This is a genomic window from Methylorubrum aminovorans (genome assembly GCF_022179725.1).
In the GTDB taxonomy this organism is placed as follows: Bacteria; Pseudomonadota; Alphaproteobacteria; order Rhizobiales; family Beijerinckiaceae; genus Methylobacterium; species Methylobacterium aminovorans.
Map to the genome: position 1 here is coordinate 192,942 of NZ_BPRC01000006.1, position 20,383 is coordinate 213,324.

A 20,383-nucleotide genomic window follows, 5' to 3' on the forward strand; every position below is an offset into this window, starting at 1 on the left:
TTCATGGCCGAGATAGAGGGCTGTTAGCAATGCGGCTTTCGAGCATTACATCTATGTTGCTAAGCTTGCCATCCGACTGAGCTATCAGGGCAGAACTTGTCGCGCCAAGCTTTCGTAACGTTTAATTTGCTCGATTGTTACATCCAGCGCAGGGCGACCATCACGCACAGCTTTGTACCACTCCACGGTCCAGAGCAACGCATCATTGACATGCAAGCGAGGCTGCCATCCGAGGCGCATTCGCGCCTTTGCGGCGTCAACCCTCAGCAGCATGGCCTCTTTAGCCCAGGACGAGTCGTCCTGCTGCCAAGCAGCGCTTTCGCCCCAAAGGCTGACTACCTTGGCTACTACTCTGCCGACTGTCCAGGTATCATCGTCGGACGGCCCAAAATTCCAGCCTTCCGCCGCTTCCGAACCCTTCCGATGCAAAGTTTCAGCTAGAACGAGGTAGCCTGAGACCGGTTCGAGCACATGCTGCCAAGGGCGTGTAGCGAGTGGATTACGGATCATTACTGGGGATCCTCGCTCGAAGGCTCGCACGCAGTCTGGCAGCAGCCGAGCATTCGACCAGTCGCCACCTCCAATTACATTGCCAGCGCGGCCTGAAGCAAGAAACGGGCCATCTATTTCTTTGTAGAACGATCGGCGGTAGGAGGCTGTCACAAGTTCGGCGCAGCCCTTGCTTGCGCTATACGGATCTGATCCGCCCATAGCCTCTGTTTCGCGGTAAGCCCAGATATGCTCGCGGTTCTCGTAACACTTGTCGCTGGTAACATTGACGACGGCGCGTACTGACGAACACTGACGTGCCCTATCTAGGACTCTGATGAGTCCCATAACGTTTGTATCGAACGTGGCGGCCGGATCCTCGTAAGAGGGATGGACGAGGGCCTGAGCCGCCATATGGATGACGATCTCGGGGGACGATGCATTGAACGCCTCCTCAACTGTGGCGGGATCGCGTATATCGCCGATATGATCGCCTCCAGGCCTGCCAAGCTCGTCCCATAACGTCATCCCGGCGTCTGGCGCCAGAGCAAGCCCATAAACTTGGGCGCCCAGACGCTGCAGCCATAACGCGCACCAGCTACCTTTGAAGCCGGTGTGTCCTGTCAGTAGGACGCGCTTTCCTGCCCAGAACGTTGCAGTCGGAGTCACCAGCGCTTCCACTTTGCCTGCCCATTCGCCCAGAGATCTTCAAGGTATCGCTTGTCGCGAAGCGTATCCATCGGCTGCCAGAAACCTTCATGATTAAATGCAGACAGTTGCCCGTCTCGTGCAAGCCCCTCAAGCGGTTCCCGCTCCCAGGTAGTTTGATCGCATTCTATGCGATCCAAAACCTTTGGAGACAGCACGAAGAACCCGCCATTAATCCAGCTTCCGTCGCCCTGTGGCTTCTCAATGAAGCCATTGACGCGGCCTTCCTCGATGGCAAGCGCGCCGAAGCGCCCTGGAGGTCGCACGGCAGTAACCGTGGCATCCCGCCCTTCGCGCTTGTGGAAGTCGATGAGTGCGCCGATATCAACGTCTGAAACACCATCGCCGTAAGTCATGCAAAAATCGTCAGATGCCACATGATCGCGCACGCGCTTGAGGCGCCCCCCGGTCATTGTCTCTGGACCAGTGTCGACTAAAGTTACGCGCCAATCCTCTGCCCTGCTGTTGTGGACATCAACAGAATTGTTTCTTATGTCTATAGTGACATCGCTCAAATGAAGATAATAATTAGCAAAAAACTCCGTTATTTGGTAGCCCTTATATCCTAGGCAAACAACAAATTCATTGACGCCAAATGAAGAATACATTTTCATGATATGCCAGATGATCGGGCGGCCGCCGACCTCAACCATTGGTTTCGGCCGCGATTCAGTTTCTTCAGAAAGACGCGTACCCAATCCACCGGCAAGAATAACTGCTTTCATGACAGATCCCGACACAGTCTTTTCTAGTAGCGGCCATCCGGCTGCTGGCAAAACGATCAAATCTCAGCGATGCGCCCTAGCGAACCGATGTGGAATTGGCCGAACCCAGTGCCAGCATTAAACGCCGACACCACGCCGATCAAGGCGCGAGCGGGCACGGAAATTTGCGCCGGCATGGTTACTCTAGGCGGCGTAGCACCGCAACTAAAGTTACCATAAATGGGGTTTGATTGGCTGGTTGGGCGGTGGATCAATGAGTGAGTGCGCGCCAGCTGTTTGGTCCCGGCATTTGGTGGAGCGAGTTTGCCCCGATGCGGCTGGGCGATCGGCCCCCCACGGGGTGGTTCATCGGCGAGTTTGGTGGATCGAGGAGCGTGACAGCTGGGTCTTGGCGTGGTGGGTTTGGCCTCGCAAATCGGGGTATGACTCAGCTCTTCCCTCTGCCTAGCTGCCGCCTCGTGCGTGTCGTGCGGCACGGCCCCACCGCGATCACCCTCCTCGCCGAAGCGAAGCGCGATTACGCCCGCTGCCCGACATGTCGGGCGGTCAGCGCCTCGGTCCATAGCCGGTATCGGCGACGACCCGCCAATCTGCCGGCCAGCGGCGAGGCCATCCGGCTGCAGTTTGAGGTTCGGCGCTTCTACTGCCGCGACCCAGCCTGCCACCGCAAAACTTTTGCCGAGCGCTTCCCGAAGCTGCTCGCCCGCCATGCCCAACGCACCCGCCGGCTGGCTGCGGCACAGGCCCGGACCGGTCTCGCACTTGGTGGGTAGCCCGCCGCCCGCTTGCTCACTCACCTGGCCATGCCGTCCAGTGCCACGACCCTGTTGCGGACGATCCGGAGAATGCCGTTGCCGAAGCCACCTGGACCTTGCGTCGTCGGCATTGATGACTGGGCGCTGCGCAAGGGGCGGACCTACGGCACCGTCGTCGTCGATCTCGAACGCCGACGACCTCTCGACCTGCTGCCCGACCGCTCGGCCGAGACGTGGGCCGCATGGCTCCGCCGCGAGCCGCAGATCCGGCTCGTGGCGCGCGATCGTTCGACCGAGTACGCCCGCAGCACCACGCTGGGCGCGCCGACGGCCGTGCAGGTCGCCGACCGCTGGCATCTCCTGCTCAACACCCGCCAGATGATCGAGCGCTGGCTCGCCCGTGTCCACCCACGCCTGAAGCTGTTGCCGGCGACCACGGCGCCAGCGCCCTCGACCCAGCGCATCAGAGCCTATCCGCGTGCACCCGCCGAAATGCTTGCACGCGCCGCGGTGGTCGATCGGTGGGAGGAACTCTACCACGATGCGTCGCCAGCTTTATCGCCGCCAACGCCCTCAACATCCCGCCTGAAATCGATACCTCAAACAGTCTGCATCCCTAGGGTTGTCCATAGCGCATCGCTCCGGATAAGCGATTCTGGCAGGCTTGATACGCTGCCATCACGATCATCGCATCACCGGATCTGCCGCATAACCTCGCCGAGAACATTTGCGGAGCGTGTTGATCCTCAGCCCGTTTTCGCATAGCCGCAACGCATCCGGTCATTTACGGCCTAGAGGACAGTGATGGCCGGTCCAAGATCGAGAGAGCAGGGTCAGCATGCGCATTCTGGTGACGGGTGGCTGTGGCTTCATCGGCTCCGCTCTGGTGCTGCATCTGGTGCAGGATATCGGCCACGAGGTGCTCACCCTCGATGCCATGACCTACGCGGCCAATCCGATCTCGCTGCAGCCGCTGGCGGACGACCCTCGACACCGCCTGGAGCAGGCCGACATCTGCGATCCGGCCAGCGTCCACGCCCTCTACGCCGATTTCAGGCCCGAGGCGGTGATGCATCTGGCTGCCGAGAGCCATGTCGATCGCTCGATCACCGATCCGGGTGCCTTCGTGCGCACCAACGTGATCGGCACCCAGGTGATGCTCGACGGCGCCCGCACCCACTGGGAGAGCCTCTCCGGTGAAGCCAAGGCGACGTTCCGCTTCCTCCATGTCTCGACCGACGAAGTCTACGGCTCGCTGCCGCCGGACGCCTTCTTCACGGAGGAGAGCCGCTACGATCCGCGCTCGCCCTACTCGGCCTCGAAGGCGGCCTCCGACCATCTCGCCCGCGCCTGGCACGAGACCTACGGCCTGCCGGTCCTGGTGACGAACTGCTCGAACAACTACGGCCCGCGCCACTTCCCCGAGAAGCTGATCCCACTGATGATCCTGGCGGCGCTGGAAGGAAAGCCGCTGCCGGTCTACGGCGACGGCCTGAACGAGCGCGACTGGATCCATGTCGAGGACCATGCCCGCGGCCTCGTCGCGGTGCTGGAGCGCGGCCGGCTCGGTGAGACCTACCTGCTCGGCGGGCGCTCGGTGCGAAACAACCTTGAGGTCGTGAAGGGGCTCTGCGCCGCCTTCGACCGGCTCCGGCCCGAGAACGGCCCGCACGAGCGCCTGATCACCTTCGTCGCCGACCGGCCCGGCCACGACCGCCGCTACGCGATCGACCCCGGCAAAGCGGAGGCCGAGGTCGGCTGGCGGCCGACCAAAGTGTTCGAGGAGGCGCTGACGGAGACCGTGCGCTGGTACCTCGACAACGAGGCGTGGTGGCGCCCGATCCGCGAGGGCCGCTATTCCGGCGAGCGCCTCGGCCTCGCGGGCAAGAGCGCCTGAGCATGGATATCCTGATCCTCGGCGGGGCCGGTCAGGTCGGCACGCAACTTCAAGCCTTTCCCTGGCCCGACCGCCAGAGCCTCGACATCACCGACGAGGCGACTGTCGCCGCCGCACTCGATGCGGGCAGCTACCCGGCGGTGATCAACACGGCGGCCTACACCGCCGTCGCTAAGACCGAGGGCGAGGTCGTGGCAGCATGGCTGCTCAACGCGTTGGCCCCGGCCATTCTGGCCGCCGAGACGAAGCGGAGGGGCATCCCGCTCGTCCATGTCTCGACCGAGATAGCGCGACAACATGATGCGACTTCCTCCGCGCCATCGTCGCGGGCTCGGCCCGGCGCGGCGGGCGCATCGTGCCGGTCGAGGGCATCCCGACCTCAGCCTACCCGACGCCGGCCCGGCGTCCGATGAACTCGCGCCTCTCCACCCAGAGCCTGACCGACGCCTACGGCATCGCGCCCCGCCCCTGGGAGCAGGCGCTCGACGACATCCTCGACCGGCTGGTCGGGCCGGTCCGCTCCCACTGATCAGGACGTGTTTCGCATGAAGGGCATCGTGCTCGCCGGCGGCTCCGGCACAAGGCTCCACCCGGCCACGCTGGCGATCAACAAGCAGCTGCTGCCGGTCTACGACAAGCCGATGATCTACTATCCGATCTCGGTGCTGATGCTCGCCGGCATCCGCGAGATCCTGATCATCTCCTCGCCTGAGCACCTCGGCAACTACCAGCGCCTGCTCGGCACCGGCGAGCAGTTCGGCCTAACTTTCTCCTACGCGGTGCAGCCGCGGCCCGAGGGGCTGGCCCAGGCCTTCATCATCGGCCGCGACTTCGTCGGCACCGACGACGTGGCGCTGGTGCTCGGTGACAACCTGTTCTTCGGCAACGGCATGAGCGACCTGCTCGCCAAGGCTCGCGCCCGCAAGAGCGGGGCGACGGTGTTCGCCTACCACGTCGATCATCCGGAGGCCTACGGCGTCGTCACCCTCGACGAGACCGGCCGGCCCCTGCGGCTGGTGGAGAAGCCCAAGACGCCAGAGAGCCCCTGGGCGGTGACGGGCCTGTACTTCTACGACAATGGGGTGCTCGACATCGCCGCCGAGGTGAAGCCCTCGGAGCGGGGCGAGCTCGAGATCACCTCCGTCAACCAAGCCTATCTCGAGCGCGGTCAGCTCCATGTCGAGCGGATGAGCCGCGGCTACGCGTGGCTCGATACCGGCACGCATGACAGCTTGCTGGAAGCGGGCGAGTTCGTGCGGGTGTTGCAGCGCCGGCAGGGGCTTCAGGTCGCCTGCCTCGAAGAGATCGCCTACCTGCAGGGCTTCATCGGCCGCGAGCAGTTGCTGGCGCGCGGCGAGCTATTCGCCAAGACCGGCTACGGCCAGAACCTGCTGCGCCTTGCCAGCGGGAGACACCGCGCCGACTAGAGTTTTATTGGCCTAACGGCGTTGAAGCCAACGTAGACGCAGCAAAATGCAAATTTTTGTTGCGGTATACCGCAATATCATCAGCAAATACCAGGAGCATATCGTGAATTATTTGAGGCGGATCAGAGATAGGAAAAACTCTAAAGAGCTCTACAGAAGTATTTTTGACGAATCATGGTATGCTGATACCTACCTCAGCAGCACAACGAGCAAGACCGACCCATTCAGACATTTTATCACTCACGGCATCAGTCAAGGACTAAATCCCTGCGAATTCTTTGATAGCCAATGGTACCTGTCTAATTACGCTGACGTTGCAGAAGAGCGTATAAGTCCTATCACACATTATATGCTACATGGAGCTGTAGAAGGTCGAGATCCCGGCCCTAACTTCTCGACCAGATGGTATTTGAGTGAGTATAAAGACGTCAGAGAATCTGGTATGAATCCTCTAAGTCATTACATTTCGCATGGACGGAACGAAAATAGGAAGCGTCACGAGCATCAAGTTTTAATGGGTGAAATTGAGCGAGTTGTCGAATTTCTCGGGAGAAGGGAAAGCTGCGATGCACAAGTCAAAATATTCATGATGCAGCACCAGCTGAAACCAAATCACCTTCCGTTTGGTTATACAGCAATGGGGAGTGATCCACAGCTTGTAATCAAAAAATTTATTCCAGCCGGGTTCTTTAAAATAAAAATGCGTTTAACCTATAACAATATACTGGAGCAGTTCGCAGACCAGAGTTCGCTAGAAATTTTTATTGGAGACAAGTACGGATTTCGTAGCGAAAATTCTTGGAAGTATCATATAGTAAATAATGTATGCATAGTTGATGACGTCTTGTTCAACCCATACAACATAGAGCACATACGTCTTGACCCGATTGATACGAAAGGTTCCTTCCAAATCGAGTATGTTGAAATTTATTCAATGGATGTCTTTGAGGCGATAGCCGATTTAACGGAAAAGTACCGGAAAAAATCAAATCAGGACTATGCACAATCTTTACCCAGGCACAAACTAGTTTCATCGCAAGATATTACTAAGTTTGTGCGCCATTGTTCTAATTGCGAGCTCGATAGCGCGCAATTCTACGAAAATTGGATCGAAAAGCGGAAAATTACCGATAATGATCGTAAATTAATTCAATCTACCATTGACGAATTTCCTATTTGTCCGAAAATTTCAGTCATTATGCCAGTCTTCAAATCTAATATATACTTTCTTGACCGAGCAATTGAGTCGATCGTTGTGCAGATGTACAGCAATTGGGAGCTCGTCATTGTAGACGATGGATCCAACTCCGAGGATTTGAATCGAGCATTGCTCAGCTGGAGAGAAAAGGATGAGCGCATAAAAGTAGTGATTGAGCAAAATAATGGCGGCATCGCTCGTGCCAGCAATATCGCATTGAAACTGTGTGAAGGCGAATTCATTGCCCTTGTCGACCATGATGATGAAATTGCACCGCATGCTTTCTTCGCTGTTGCTCAGGCAATAAACCATAATCCCCAAGCGGATATGATATATTCAGATGAAGACAAAATTGATCTGAAAAATATAAGATCGAACCCGTTCTTCAAGCCTGATTGGTCGCCTGAGTATTTTCTTTCCTGTATGTACACATGTCATCTAGGCGTGTATCGGAGAGCCTTAGTCGACGAGGTGGGGGGGTTCAGGTCAGACTTCGATTTTGCGCAGGATTATGATCTTGCTTTGCGCGTAAGTTCGCGTAGCCGGAAAATCGTCCATATCCCTGATGTTCTTTATCATTGGAGGACACTGGAGTCCTCCACAGCAAGCTCAGCAGATGCTAAGCCGACTGCTGCCTTGGCCGCTCAGCGTGCGGTACAATCTGCAATCGATTCACAGGACTTCAAGGGGACCGTTATCGAAGGACCGTTTCCTGGTTCACACCGGATTAAAGGATCTTCGTCAGATAAAGCAAAGATTAGTATTGTTATACCCACCGCGGCTCGTAGAATCGAGGCAGGCGAAGAGCGTTGGTATCTTCTTGACTTGTTAAAATCGATTTCAAAAACTGAGTATCTTAATTACGAGCTCGTCATTGTACACAATGGTGATATTGAGTCTGACCTGCAGAGTGAGCTGGAAGAATTTAAGATAACATACGTTCACTACGATGCTCATGAGTTTAATATCGCAGCCAAAATTAATTTAGGAGTCGAGCATGCGACTGGAGAGTATATTGTCCTACTAAATGACGACATGACTATTATAAGTTCTGATTGGCTTGGGGAAATGCTGCTGTGGTTAAAGCGCCCTGGCGTTGCAGGAGTCGGAGCAAAACTATTATTTCCTGATAATACGATCCAGCATGCTGGCGTGGTTCTTTTGGGCCAGGGACCGTCCCACATCTACTACGGGCTGGATCGAAAAGAACTTGGACTTGCTGGAAGCGCTGCGTTGGTAAGGAATTATTCCGCAGTGACTGGTGCGTGTCTGATGGTGAGAAAATCGGACTACATCGCGATCGGAGGGTTCGATACAGCCTTTAGAATCAACTATAATGATGTCGATTTTTGTCTTCGGTTGATTGAATTGGGGCGGATTGTCTACACTCCGTACGCTGAAATATATCATTATGAGTCTGTAAGCAAGGGCGAGAATCCAGTTGGAGACTTCGATTTATTTAATGAAAGGTGGTCAAAAGTTGTTGGATCCGACCCTTTTTACAATGTCAATTTGTCTCAGCGGTCAAATGTTAATGAAATTACATCCAGGCCAAAGACTTTTGCGGAGACGTATTTTTAATATTTGACCAAGTGCTTTGCATCGGTTTTAGATGGGCTCGTGGAAGCGCGAGTCCATCTTAGACAATATTGTCCTCCGATAATCATGATCGATCACCGCCAAAAAATCCTAGATAATATCGTACGGACTTTGGAAATCGGGCATCACCTGATCAAATGGTTCTACATCATAGGCCTAACAAATTGCTAATTTTGTGTTTCTCCGTGAGGCTACGATGAATAGAAGAGCCAAGCCCGCCTCTCCTAAAGTTTGCGTCTATACTGCCCTCATGGGCGGCTATGAAGATTTGAATGAGCAGAAAGTAGCGAATGAATCCCACTTTGACTTTATTTGCTTCACAGACTCAGAGTCCCTCGAAAGCGGGACCTGGGACGTCAAATTTATAACTCCATTATTCGACAATGACCCACAAAGAAGTCAGCGTCATATCAAAATAAAACCACAAGTTTACTTAGGTGATTATGATGTAACAATATACATAGACAATAGCATTTTATTGCTTCGCGACCCAGTCCATCTGTTGGAGCAATTTGATCTTGAATGCGGACTAATGCTGGCTCCCCATAGTTTTCGCTCCACGGTCTTGGACGAGTTTATCGAAGTATCTCGTATCGGTCTTGATGATGTAAGTAGAATCATGGAGCAGATGGGGCATTACTATGTGTCCAGTCCTGGTGTGATGATGCAAAAGCCTTTTTGGGGTGGGTTAATTGTTAGAGATAGCAGATCTCGATTAGTTATCGACTTTCAAGAGCGTTGGTTTTCCCATGTCTGTCGCTATTCCCGTCGCGATCAGCTTTCTCTCAACTACTGTCTTGATGAGATCGGCATTATACCGCAAGCAATAAATATTGATAATCATTTATCAGATATCCATAGCTGGCCTAACTCTCGTGGTAGAAAGTCTTTGATAGATAAGCAGAGCGGCTATAATACGGTTGCGCAGATGCTAAATCGCCACACTGCCTATGAGGACAAAATCAAATCCTTCGTATCTGATCAAGTCAATATTGGTGCGCTGCAATCTCGGTTGAAAGATGCCCAATCCGAGATCGAAGATCTTGAAATGTTTATTGATTACATGCAAGATGAGCTTGATGCAGTGCTGGCGCGACTAAAATAATTCAATTGCATGTAGGCTCTTTATTTAGATTGATAGATATACGCGCTGTCAGTTTAATTTAGTATATCCGTTTCTTGTTTGTGGGATAAGTAGTGCGTTGCTTATAGACACTGTTATGCATTCATCGCCAGTGAAAATATAATTTGAGGGCAAGTCATGCCGAGATAACAGTGTGCTCGTCGTTCAACGTGCGGAGTAGCGTTCATAGTCTTTGACGAGCCGGCGGAAGCGGGGACCCCAGGGCAAAGGAACGCTCGGCATGCGCTGATAGCGACCCGGATTGAGAATGAGTCGGAAGGTTGCCAAGCGGAGCGCGATTCGGTCTGATGACCGCGTCTCTACCGGCACTGGAGAGCTGCCATGCCTGAGGTCGGTGCGCGCGCTCAGCTCATGGGCGTGGCGATCGGCCTGTCCAACTAGATCCGCAGCACGCTCGAGACATTCGGCCTGATGGTCGGCAAGGGAGTGACCTGCCCCCATTCGGTGGCCCGGGTGCGAAGTTACTTCGATTTTCTTTTGGAGTTGCTCCGGTTTGTGGTCCACGGCCTGAACCGCTCCGGATTTCCCGGAGGCCGTTCGGTCTGGGTCAGGCGACCAAGGCTTGTACCTCGGCCCGAGCAAAGTCGCGCGCCTCAGCCTCGGAGGGAGTCACGTTGCCGATGGGTTCGAGCAGGCGGCGGATGTTGAACCAATCGAACCATTCGAGGGTGGCGAACTCGACTGCCTCGAAGGATCGCCACGGCCCACGGCGATGGATGACCTCGGCCTTGAACAGACCGTTGATCGTCTCGGCCAGGGCGTTGTCGTAGCTGTCCCCGACGCTGCCGACCGAGGGCTCGACCCCCGCCTCCGCCAGCCGCTCCGTGTAGCGTAGGGCGAGGTATTGCGAGCCTCTGACGCTATGGTGCACGAGCCCGCCGCCCTGGAGGGGACGACGTTCGTGCAGGGCCTGCTCCAGAGCGTCGAGCACGAAGGCGGCATGAGCCGTGCGGGAGACCCGCCAACCGACGATGCGCCGGGCATAGGCGTCGATCACGAAGGCCACGTAGACAAAGCCGGCCCAGGTCGCGACGTAGGTGAATCGTTGACCCACAAGGCGTTGGGACGCGGCGCCTTGAACTGGCGGTTCACCCGGTCGAGCGGGCAGGCCGCGGCCGGGTCCGGGATGGTGGTGCGAACCTTCTTGCCCCGCACGATGCCCTGAGGCCCCATGACCCGTATCAGCCGGGCGACCGTGCAACGAGCCACCGCGATCCCTTCTCGACCGAGTTGTCTCCAGACCTTCCGCACCCCGTAGACGTGGAAGTTCTCCTCGACCACGCGCCGGATCTCGACCATGAGCGCCGCGTCCGAGCGAGCCCGAGCCGGCAGCTTGCCGGGATTGGCCCGCCACGCGGCATGGGCGTGATAGGTTGAGGGGCGATCGGCAGCAAGCGGCAGATCGGCTCGACCCCGTAGGCTTCCCGGTGATCGTCGATGAAGGCGATCATGTCCGCGACCGGCGGTCGAGCTCCGCCATCGCGAAATAGGCCGACGCCTTCCTCAGGATCTCGTTGGCTTGGCGCAACTCGCGGTTCTCGCCCTCCAGTGCTTTGATCCGCTCGCGCTCGTCCGTCGTTGGTCCGGGCCGCTGGCCCTGGTCCCGCTCGGCTTGCCGGACACAGTTTCGCAGCGTCTCGCCCGAACAACCGATCTTGGCTGCGATCGAGCGGATCGCCCCATATTGCGAGCCGTGCTCGCCCTGATGGTCGAACACCATCCGGACCGCGCGTTCGCGGACCTCAGGCAAAAAGGGTGTGCTGCGCTTCGTCATGGCTCCATCCTCTCAAGAGTTGGAGCCTCCTGTCTGTCGAGATCGGCCTACTCTAGGCTTGCGAACGGTATCCCGCGGAGCCTCCAGGGTGTCCGAGCCCAGTTCCCGGATCGGGAGCCGTCCGCGTCATGGATCATCAGCCTGAACAGTTGATCGGGACAGCCTCGGCCGATCGCGCAGGACAGGAGCAGGGATCGTGATGCAGCAGCTCGTCATCGGCCTCGATGTTTCCGAGGACTGGCTCGACGTTCATCATCCCCTTCTTCACGGCAGCGCCACGACGACTGAGACGATCCGTCGAGCGATCCAGCATAGTCAAGCGAGCCTGAGGGCGCTCTCGAAGCGCTATGGGATCAACCCGAAGAGGTCGCCAAGTGGCGCCAGCGGACCTCGGTCGCCGACCAGCGCACCGGTCCAAAGGATCCGCACTCGACGGTGCTGTCACCCGAAGACGAAGCGGTGGTGGTCGCCTTTCGGCGTCACACGCTCCTGTCGCTGGACGACTGCCTCTACGCGCTGCAGGCCACGATCCCGCACCTGACCCGCTCGTCGCTGCATCGCTGCCTGCAGCGCCATGGGATCAGCCGATTGCCGGAGGTCGACGGCGACAAACCCAAGCGGTCGCGCTTCAAGGCCTATCCGCTCGGCTACTTCCATATCGATCTGGCCGAGGTTCACACGGCCGAAGACCGGCTCTACCTGCTCGTCGCCATCGATCGTACGACCAAGTTCGCCTTCGTGAAATTGCACGAGAAGGCGACGCGGCGACTTCCTACGGCATCTCATCGAGGCCGTGCCCTACAAGGTGCACACGGTGCTCACTTCACCACGCCGGGCAACGTCGCTTCAGCTGCCTCCATCATCAGGGAAGCGATTGCAGCCGGCGAGACATTCCGGGCCCACAGCTTCGAGTCCGCTTGCGCCCGAAACGATATCGATCATCGCCTGACAAAGCCGCGTCACCCCTGGACCAATGGTCAAGTCGAGCGAATGAACCGCACGATCAAGGACGCCACGGTCAAGCGCTATCACTACGACAGCCACGAGAAACTCCGCGCTCACCTGGGCGACTTCGTCAGTGCCTACAACTTTGGCCGCCGCCTGAAGACCCTGCGCGGTCTCACGCCCTACGAGGCCATCTGCAAAGCATGGTCCGCCGAGCCCGGTCGCTTCAGGTCAAACCCGCTCCACCAAATGCCGGGACCAAACATCTAGCATAAGCCGCGTGCTGCCTCGAATTTTAAGCGCTCCGCTAAAATAATGATAGTATTTCTGGCCTGCTCTCTTTCCGCTGTTCCTGACCCCTTAAGATTGGCCATTCTGCCGTGAAGCAGCTGAAAAGCTTCGGTATGAGCAGGGCCTAAACAGGTAGTCAGAGATGATTCCGGGTCTCTGCCAAGACCAAGTAAATCTAGAACTCCTATATTGAGTACAGCTGCGATTTCAGGCAAAGATTCGGCTGGCGGCGACAATTCATTTTCCCACTTTGATACTGTAGTTTGCGAAATATTTAGCTTATTGGCTAGTCCTAATTGTGTAATACCCAGGTATTTACGGTAGGCCGCTATTCTTGAGCCAACTGTTTTCGAGCTTGCCAACTCAAATAAAAATATATCGCCTCTATTCGGGTAGATATCATTTTTTTGGTCGGGGTGCGTTCCGACCCCGAATGCAATCCATGCAGGATCTGCTTCGAAAGCGATCGCATATAATTTTATCTCTGCTAGGTTGATATCTCGGTTGCCATTTTCATGTTGTCGATACGAAGCATTGCTCCATTCAAATTTCCGTACAGCTGAAGTCATGGTCGCGTACCCTGCAGCAATTCTGGCTATCTTTAATCTCCCATGTACTGTTTTATCATCGCATATCTCGATTTTTTCCCCCGTAATAAGATAGGATGCGCTTATATTTAAGGCGGAGGCCAGCTGAGCGATTCTTTTTTTGGTCAATTTTGATTTGCCGGACTCTAGTTGAGATAGAGTCAACCAATGCATGCCGGCTAACTTTGCTAGCTCATGTTGGGAAAGATTTTTTTCCTCGCGCAGCTTAGCGATGCGATTAGGTGAGTAATCGGCAGTGGTCATGTTTCCTCGCCAGTGAATATTGCAACAGCAACTGATTGATAGAGAACGATTTTATGAAAAATAGTTTTGTGCTAATGTGTTGATGTTTTGATTTGCAGGGTCAATTGTTCGAATCATAATATTTGAAATATATTATATTGGATTCTGAACTATTTTCATCTTTATTATGATATTTGATATTGTTATTTTCATCGATAGGCCATTTCCTCAAATTACAGATATTTATATAGTCATTTATAGTTATCAATTCAGACTCTAGCATATCAAGTGCGTCTTGGTGACTTTCCACGGCTTCATATCTCATTTTATTTCCCAGTTATATTTGGTGTGGCAGTAGGCTGTTGGCTAGATACGGCAGTGCGTAGCTTCATAGTGCCAAATGTCTAGCTGACGAACAAGCGGTATCTGCGGTTAGGCGGGTGGCGTGTATCAGTCACGCGCTGCTGCGCGATAGTGGCGCATCTTAAGTTCCTTTGTCTTGATGTCAGGATGATGTTTTCGCCTCATCCCCGCAGTGGCCTGCCCCCTGAAAAGTGGCTGTTCGCCAGGTTCGGTGGATTGGGGTGCGACGGAGGCCGCTTCTGGCTGAGCATGAGACAGATGGGGTGATTGGGGTTCTGCCGCGGGCCGTCTGAAGGCGGCTGCTCCTGTCGAGATGTGAGATCGTGGTCGACGTCGGATCGCCACAGCATCAGGAAGGAGCAGCCATGACCTACTTTGCCGGACTCGACGTCTCCCTGGAAGAGACCGCGATCTGCGTCGTCGATGAGACGGGTCGGATCTTCAAGGAGATGCGCTCGGCGAGCGGGCCCTGCGCCCACATCGCGGATCTGACGAGGTCGGCCTGCCGCTGGAGCGTGTCGGCCTGGAAGCCTGCTCGCTGACGGCCTGGCTGCACGACGAGCTTCGTGCCGCGGGTTTGCCCGCAATCTGCATCGAGACACGGTCCGCCAACGCGGCCATGAAGACGATGCCCAACAAGACCGACCGCAACGATGCCCGTGCGCTCGCCCAGATCATGCGGACCGGCTGGTACCGGCAGGTTCACGTCAAGTCGCGCCAGTCCCGGCTCTGGCGTTCGCTGCTGGTGGCGCGGCGCACCGTGCTCAACGAGATGCGCGCCATCGAGAACGTGGTGCGGGCCATCCTGCGCGAGGGCGGGATCAAGCTCGGCACCCCGGCCCGCGCCGCCTTTGCCGGGCGCGTGCGAGAGTTGGCTGGCGACGATCCCCTGGTCTTGCCGCTCGTCACGCCCCTCGTGGCGATCCTTTCTACCATGCTGGAGCAGCTCGACCAGCTGACGCTGCAGGTTCTCGTCATCGTACGCGGCGAGGCGGTCTGCCGGCGGCTGATGAGCGTGCCGGGCGTCGGCCCGATCACCACGCTGGCCTTCCGCGCCACTATCGACCGGCCGGAGCGGTTCCGACACTCCCGGGATGTGGGGGCGCACCTTGGCCTGACCCCGTCCCGCTACCAGTCGGGCGAGACCGACATCCAGGGCAACGTCAGCCGCTGCGGTGACGAACTGGCTCGCAGTGCCGGGCCATATCCGCTCGGACAATGGCCCGGAGTTCATCGCGAAAGCTGTCCGAGACTGGAGCGCGGCGGTCGGCTCACAGACTGCTTACATCGAGCCCGGCAGTCCCTGGGAGAACGGCTATTGCGAGAGCTTCAACGCAAAGCTGCGGGATGAATTCCTTAACGGCGAGGTGTTCTACACCCTCAAGGAGACTGGCGTCGTGATCGAGCAGTGGCGGACGCACTACAGCAGCACCCATCCGCACTCCGCGTTGGGCTACCAGCCGCCTGCGCCAGAGATCCTCATCTGGCCAGGAGAGCCAAGCGGTTCAGCCTCGTCCTCCGCTCGCCCCACCGTCGTCATGCGACCGACAATGCACTAACTTCGCACCTGGGCCACCGAATGGGAACAGGCCAGTGGCCTGCTCCTGGATTTTGCCGCGATTATGGCCAATGAACGCATCCAAATCGATGATTGGTGACGACTCCGATGACCGCTCACGTCCAGCCCCTCCGAAGCAGACCGCAGCCGCCGAACCATCTCGATGTTTATCTGCGCGTTCTCAGTGCTCTGATGCTTCGTGATATGCGCAGCCGGTTCGGTGGAAATTACTGGGGCTACCTAGTGCAGGTGCTTTGGCCGTGCGCGCACCTTGGAATTATTACGGGGGTTATGGCCTTTCGTGGTATGAATCCGCCGATTATCGGCGACACTGCTCTTTTTGTTGCGACTGGAGCGCTTCCTGCCCTGGCCTTCCAATATATTTCACGCGAGGTGATGAAAGGTTATATGATCCACAAGCCGTTGACTTATTTTCCGCAGGTTAAAAAGTTTGATACAGTTATAGCTCGTTGTCTTGTTGAGATAGTAAGTAGCTTCTTGGGTTTGATGCTTGTCTTAATGGTTCTAATATGCTTCGGCATAGATCCTGTGCCTAAAGATATCTTTCAGGCGGTAACTGGCTATCTAGCAGCGATAGGACTTGGCATTGGGGTTGGATTTATCAACGTAGGTATTTGCTCTATATTTCCAGGATGGATTTTAGGGTATATATTAGTGACATTGAGCCTTTATTTAACTAGCGGTGTTTATTTCGTGGCATCATTCATGCCTGACGAGATTTACTATTACATGAAATGGAATCCAATAACACAAATAATCGAATGGATTCGGCTGGGCTATGAGCCATCGTATGCCGTTCAGATCGATTATCTTTATATATTCGGATGGATATTTGGTGCTTTGACAATTGGCCTCATAATGGAGCGATTTATAGTCCGGGCTCAGCAATAGGGGTGCTACCTGTAGCTATGGTATCTAACCAAATTTTTGTGTTGTCAGGGGTCGTAACTGGAACGCTTTGGTTCTTCGTCATGGCTTTTCGGCTCGCCCGACATGGCAAAACATGGGGCGCTGTCGGCTGCCTGTTGATTGGAAGTATTCCGTTTCTTGCTTCCGCTTGGCACGCCGACTCACAGCAGGCTGTCCAATGCGAGCAGGAAAAGATTCGACCGCAGATAACTCGTTAACCCGATATCTTCTGGCTGAAACCGCGGGATGTGGGCAAGATGCATCGCTGGAATGCATTCAAGCGCAACATCAAAGGGCACGAAAAAAGCTCCGAGGCCGAAGTCCCGGGACGGCGCTGAAACGAAGAAGCCCCGCGCGGCGAGTGCTGGGCGGGGCTGAGATTGAGCGGGTTTTGTGCGATGCGGATACAACTTACAGCGCGGCTGCCCGATCGAGGGGCACCCGTAGGAGAGCAGCCCGTCCAGGCGCGCCAGCGCCGACCGGAACGCGCTCTGCCGCCCGCTCAAGAACAACACCGTGCGCCGATCCCGGACCGCGTTGCCGAGGATGTGCACGATCGTCTGCGTCTTGCCCGTTCCCGGACCCGCCTGGACTGCAAGGTCCGAACCCTGGCGACTGGCCTCGAGCACCACCGCCTGACTGCGATCGAGCGAGGTCGCCATGCGGGCCTCGCGCGACAGGGCCCGCTTCGCCGCCCCCGACCAGACCCCCGCGCCCTCCCCGGTCAGCAGGGCCTGGACCCGCGGGTCTTTCGCCAGCCGCGGATCGCGCCGCGCATCGAGCCGCTCCCACTGCCGATAGCGCACCACGTCGAAGATCCCGAGCACGGCGACCGGCGACACCGACACCACCCCGTGGCCGGCAAGATCCTCCGCCCTCCAGGTCAACGGGTCGGACGGCAGACACGCAGGGTCGATCTCCAAGCGATCGAGCAGGACCGGATTCGCCACCGGCACCCCGGCCCGACGCAGGCCCGGCCCCTCCGGCACGCCGTCGAGGATGACCGGGCACAGCATCAGCGGGGCGATGCGCACGCGCTCGCCATCCCGCCACAGCACGAGCCCCAGCCCGAGCATCAGCGGGCTCACGCCCGTCTCCTCGTCGATGTCACGGGCTAAGCCGTCGAGACGCACCATACGCCTCAGCGCCTCGTCGGCATCCAGCGTCCCCGGCTCCGCGCTCGACCAGTCGTTGCGCAGCGTCAGGACAGGCTCGCTAAATGCGACCCGCTTACTCCGGGACAGCGCGTCCCGAACCGAGCGGGCCGACTCGGCGAAGCCGAGATACCCGCTTCGCCGATCCGACGGCAGGCTGAGAAGCCGGTTCCACCGGCTCACATCCCGCAGCGGCGCAGCCAGCTCCTCAAGGGAGCGCTGCACCATCACCCCCACGCTTTCGGATCAATGCTCGGATCGCGCGTCACCGGAGCCATGTCGTCCGTCGTCCCGAAATCCTCCGCCAGCTCAAACCCTGAACTGGGGATCTCGATCAGCGTCCCGTCAGCCGCATGGATTCCGAAGCCTTCACCCTCGATCCAGTCCTGATCCGGCAGAAGCCAGCGCGGCGGCCGCCCCTGCGAGGACATGTTGGGCGGATTCGTCAGGTCGTCCCCCTGACCGAACCGCTGCAGAAGCTCGAGCCGCGACAGGCCCGCCGGCCAGGACAGCTTGTCCAGGATGCGGGTGTAGTAGAGGTCGAGATCCGCGTTCGGAATCATCTGCAGCCAGTTGTGATCGGCCGAGGCAAACACCCGCCAGCGCACGCTGCGCAGAAGGTCGTCCTCCGCCATCGAAACAGGCTCAAAGGTGAGCTCGCCCACCGCGAGACCGTCCATCAGCCCCTTGATGAAATCCCGGCGCGCGACCGCGTACGGCCACATCCGGATCCGCGAGCGCTCGATCTCCCGAAACTCGTCGATGTAGAGGGCATTGCTTGCAACGAGCTTCTGCATCGTGCCACCCGCCCGGGTGATCTCGGCCTCCCACTCAAAGGACGGAACGTCCTTCTCCCGGGTGAAGAAACGCGGCGGCCGACGGTCCTTGTAATCGTTCGGGTTGAAACCGAGCGGCATCGGGAACATCCCCGGACCGGCCAGAAGACGTGCCTCCTCGTCGGTCAGTTCCTCCGGCCGCTTGTCGACGGCCGTGCCGAAGGTGATGAACTCCCGCACCATCTCCGGTAACGGCGCGATCGGATCCCGCACCCAGGAATCCGCCCAGGACGGATCGTAGCCCGCCGGCAGACGCCGGGGGTCACGCCGCTTCGCCCGCTCGGCCAGGATCTCCGGGGAGAAGACGTCGAGCACCTTGTCGGTGATCGTGCCGGCCTCGACCTGTCCCATCTGATCCTCCTCAGGACGATCGACATCACCGAGGACGTCCGACATCTCCCGAGACAGCGCGGGGAGAATGACCCGGGGCGCAAGCACCTCCGGCTCCCGCACCGCTTCGGCCCGAGCCTCCACCTGCGGCTCCGGCACCAGGATCTCGCTCACGGGTGCCACCGCGACCGGAGCCGATGTCGAAGCCTCCGCCGGCACCATTTCCACCCTGTCGACGACCTCGCTCGCCCGGGGCTTGCGCGCACCGGGTGCGACACGCGCCGCCTGGCCCGACCGCTTCCGACCCTTGGCCTTCGCGCCCTTGCGGATGTCCAGCGAGCCATCGCCCACCGCAATGACCTGCGTCGCCATCGTCGAGCGCGTCAGCTTCGCGCCACGCCCATAGAGCGCCTGCGTGTTCTCGGCGCGCGTCCGGCCCGCGATCTGAGGATCAGCCTCAAGGGACCGGTCGTAAGGAGCCGCACCGCCGTGCGTCATCACCTCGACCTCCTCGAGATCGGCGACCCGCACCGCCTCCAGAGCCTCGATCTCGGCCAGCTTGCGCTGATACTCAAGCTCCGCCGCGGCCTTGAGGGCCTGCGTCGCCTCGATCTGACGGGCCAGCCGGACGCGCCGCGCCGACGGCCGTTCCGAACCCCAGCAGTAGTTGACCTCAGCCATCACGACATCCCAAAGAGGTCTATCATTTCCACCCGGGAGAGCCTGTCGTGCTCCCGCAGGTGTCGCATTTTAGGCAGATCCCAGAGCGGACCAGCCCCGGTTGATCGCACCGCACTCGAAATGCGGAAGACGATCACAAGCTAATCTCGCGGTTTTCGCCTTCCGGCTTCACCCCCGCAGGCGAGACGAGCACCGCCCGAAAGCGCGGATCCGCTTGAGCGAGCCTCACGGCCTCCGCTGCGCACGCCTGACGCAGACGCTCCAGCCGTGACTTCAGCCGCCCCGATCCCCTGATACGTCTGACCTCGGCCATGCGACCCTCCGGGCGACGATGAATCCCGTCGCTTCACTTCCAGCGAATTGTACCGGTCACGCTTAGGTCCGGTCAACGCAGGCGCACATAGCGCCCGCAGGGTCATTCACAGCTCTGGCACCGTCCAATTCCGCCTGCCACCCCAGAGCGGCAACCGGCTCAGCCCCCCCGATGAGGCCGATGGCCATGAGCGCGACGACGTCATTTCCATCCGTCTGCCGAAAAAGCCGCCCCCTCTCATCTCGCGCTGGAGAGGACCTGCGCGAAAAATCGCGCGTGCCGTCGTTTGCACCGAGGCCTTCCAGGCCATGACGGCACCAACGCCGGACATGCAGATGATCGGGTCTTATCCATTTCCACCCGGCAGCCGTCGCGCTGCACATGGAAGATCGAGCTTCATTCACACCAGACGCAGCCGCCTCTTGGGCTATAGCGC

10 protein-coding genes, 6 pseudogenes and 1 other annotated feature are annotated in these 20,383 nt (G+C 57.9%); of the genes and pseudogenes, 10 read left to right on the top strand and 6 right to left on the bottom strand.

Features of this window, described 5'->3' with window-relative positions; translation table 11 throughout:
• Window positions 1–84: 84 nt before the first annotated feature.
• Window positions 85–1,170: a CDP-glucose 4,6-dehydratase gene (gene rfbG, locus MFF24_RS11220; RefSeq protein WP_238224501.1), complete on the bottom strand. Its 1,086-nt coding sequence runs from the start codon at window positions 1,168–1,170 to the stop codon at window positions 85–87.
• Window positions 1,155–1,922 (bottom strand): glucose-1-phosphate cytidylyltransferase, encoded by a 768-nt coding sequence (gene rfbF / locus MFF24_RS11225; RefSeq protein WP_238224503.1) that lies wholly within the window; start codon window positions 1,920–1,922, stop codon window positions 1,155–1,157. Before rfbF ends, rfbG begins: the two co-directional genes overlap by 16 nt.
• A gap of 422 nt (window positions 1,923–2,344) precedes the next feature.
• On the opposite strand from rfbF, the pseudogene MFF24_RS11230 reads away from it, so the two are divergent.
• The 6 genes and pseudogenes from MFF24_RS11230 to MFF24_RS11255 form a co-directional block, all read left to right on the top strand.
• A pseudogene (locus MFF24_RS11230) lies at window positions 2,345–3,220 on the top strand (ISL3 family transposase); the annotation flags it as partial.
• A 295-nt stretch (window positions 3,221–3,515) separates the two neighbouring features.
• On the top strand, window positions 3,516–4,574 hold the full coding sequence (gene rfbB / locus MFF24_RS11235; protein WP_238224505.1) for a dTDP-glucose 4,6-dehydratase: 1,059 nt from the start codon (window positions 3,516–3,518) through the stop codon (window positions 4,572–4,574).
• Window positions 4,575–4,576: 2 nt separating this feature from the next.
• Window positions 4,577–5,103 (top strand): annotated as a pseudogene (locus MFF24_RS11240) (SDR family oxidoreductase).
• A 16-nt stretch (window positions 5,104–5,119) separates the two neighbouring features.
• Window positions 5,120–6,001 carry a glucose-1-phosphate thymidylyltransferase RfbA gene (gene rfbA, locus MFF24_RS11245; RefSeq protein ID WP_238224507.1) on the top strand — a complete coding sequence of 294 codons (882 nt, stop codon included), beginning with the start codon at window positions 5,120–5,122 and terminating at the stop codon, window positions 5,999–6,001.
• A gap of 103 nt (window positions 6,002–6,104) precedes the next feature.
• A complete protein-coding gene (locus MFF24_RS11250; protein WP_238224509.1) occupies window positions 6,105–8,780 on the top strand; it encodes a glycosyltransferase family 2 protein in 2,676 nt (891 codons plus the stop codon).
• 214 nt (window positions 8,781–8,994) lie between these two features.
• Window positions 8,995–9,903, top strand: a complete 909-nt coding sequence (locus MFF24_RS11255; protein WP_238224510.1) for a glycosyltransferase domain-containing protein — start codon at window positions 8,995–8,997, stop codon at window positions 9,901–9,903.
• 586 nt (window positions 9,904–10,489) lie between these two features.
• On the opposite strand, the pseudogene MFF24_RS11260 reads toward MFF24_RS11255, so the two are convergent.
• Window positions 10,490–11,716, bottom strand: a pseudogene (locus MFF24_RS11260) (IS3 family transposase).
• Window positions 11,319–11,435, bottom strand: a sequence feature (AL1L pseudoknot). Its footprint overlaps the pseudogene before it by 117 nt.
• A 199-nt stretch (window positions 11,717–11,915) precedes the next feature.
• Between MFF24_RS11260 and MFF24_RS11265 the strand changes: the two are divergent.
• A pseudogene (locus MFF24_RS11265) lies at window positions 11,916–12,931 on the top strand (integrase core domain-containing protein).
• On the opposite strand, the gene MFF24_RS11270 reads toward MFF24_RS11265, so the two are convergent.
• The gene (locus tag MFF24_RS11270) at window positions 12,928–13,803 is read right to left on the bottom strand and encodes a helix-turn-helix domain-containing protein (protein ID WP_238224511.1); all 876 of its coding nucleotides are present in this window, start codon (window positions 13,801–13,803) and stop codon (window positions 12,928–12,930) included. The pseudogene MFF24_RS11265 and the gene MFF24_RS11270 sit on opposite strands and share 4 nt — an antisense overlap.
• Window positions 13,804–14,510: 707 nt before the next feature.
• Between MFF24_RS11270 and MFF24_RS11275 the strand changes: the two are divergent.
• From MFF24_RS11275 to MFF24_RS11285, 3 genes and pseudogenes are all read left to right on the top strand, one after another.
• Window positions 14,511–15,343: pseudogene (locus tag MFF24_RS11275) on the top strand (IS110 family RNA-guided transposase); the annotation flags it as partial.
• Window positions 15,339–15,704: pseudogene (locus tag MFF24_RS11280) on the top strand (integrase core domain-containing protein); the annotation flags it as partial. The pseudogenes MFF24_RS11275 and MFF24_RS11280, both read left to right, overlap by 5 nt.
• Before the next feature lie 107 nt (window positions 15,705–15,811).
• A complete protein-coding gene (locus MFF24_RS11285; RefSeq protein ID WP_238224512.1) occupies window positions 15,812–16,615 on the top strand; it encodes an ABC transporter permease in 804 nt (267 codons plus the stop codon).
• Between the two features lie 179 nt (window positions 16,616–16,794).
• On the opposite strand, the gene MFF24_RS11290 is transcribed toward MFF24_RS11285, so the two are convergent.
• The gene (locus MFF24_RS11290) at window positions 16,795–18,015 is read right to left on the bottom strand and encodes a DUF4011 domain-containing protein (protein WP_238224513.1); all 1,221 of its coding nucleotides are present in this window, start codon (window positions 18,013–18,015) and stop codon (window positions 16,795–16,797) included.
• Window positions 18,015–19,484, bottom strand: coding sequence for a hypothetical protein (locus MFF24_RS11295; protein ID WP_238224514.1), 1,470 nt, complete (start codon window positions 19,482–19,484; stop codon window positions 18,015–18,017). The genes MFF24_RS11290 and MFF24_RS11295 overlap by 1 nt, the downstream gene beginning before the upstream one ends.
• Window positions 19,485–20,383: the final 899 nt, after the last annotated feature.

Excerpts from the sequence above, each read along its gene's own strand:
- rfbF (WP_238224503.1), bottom strand. The coding sequence starts at position 1,922 with ATGAAAGCAGTTATTCTTGCCGGTGGATTGGGTACGCGTCTTTCTGAA.
- rfbB (WP_238224505.1), top strand. The coding sequence starts at position 3,516 with ATGCGCATTCTGGTGACGGGTGGCTGTGGCTTCATCGGCTCCGCTCTG.
- rfbA (WP_238224507.1), top strand. The coding sequence starts at position 5,120 with ATGAAGGGCATCGTGCTCGCCGGCGGCTCCGGCACAAGGCTCCACCCG.
- MFF24_RS11255 (WP_238224510.1), top strand. The coding sequence starts at position 8,995 with ATGAATAGAAGAGCCAAGCCCGCCTCTCCTAAAGTTTGCGTCTATACT.
- MFF24_RS11270 (WP_238224511.1), bottom strand. The coding sequence starts at position 13,803 with ATGACCACTGCCGATTACTCACCTAATCGCATCGCTAAGCTGCGCGAG.
- MFF24_RS11285 (WP_238224512.1), top strand. The coding sequence starts at position 15,812 with ATGACCGCTCACGTCCAGCCCCTCCGAAGCAGACCGCAGCCGCCGAAC.
- MFF24_RS11290 (WP_238224513.1), bottom strand. The coding sequence starts at position 18,015 with ATGGTGCAGCGCTCCCTTGAGGAGCTGGCTGCGCCGCTGCGGGATGTG.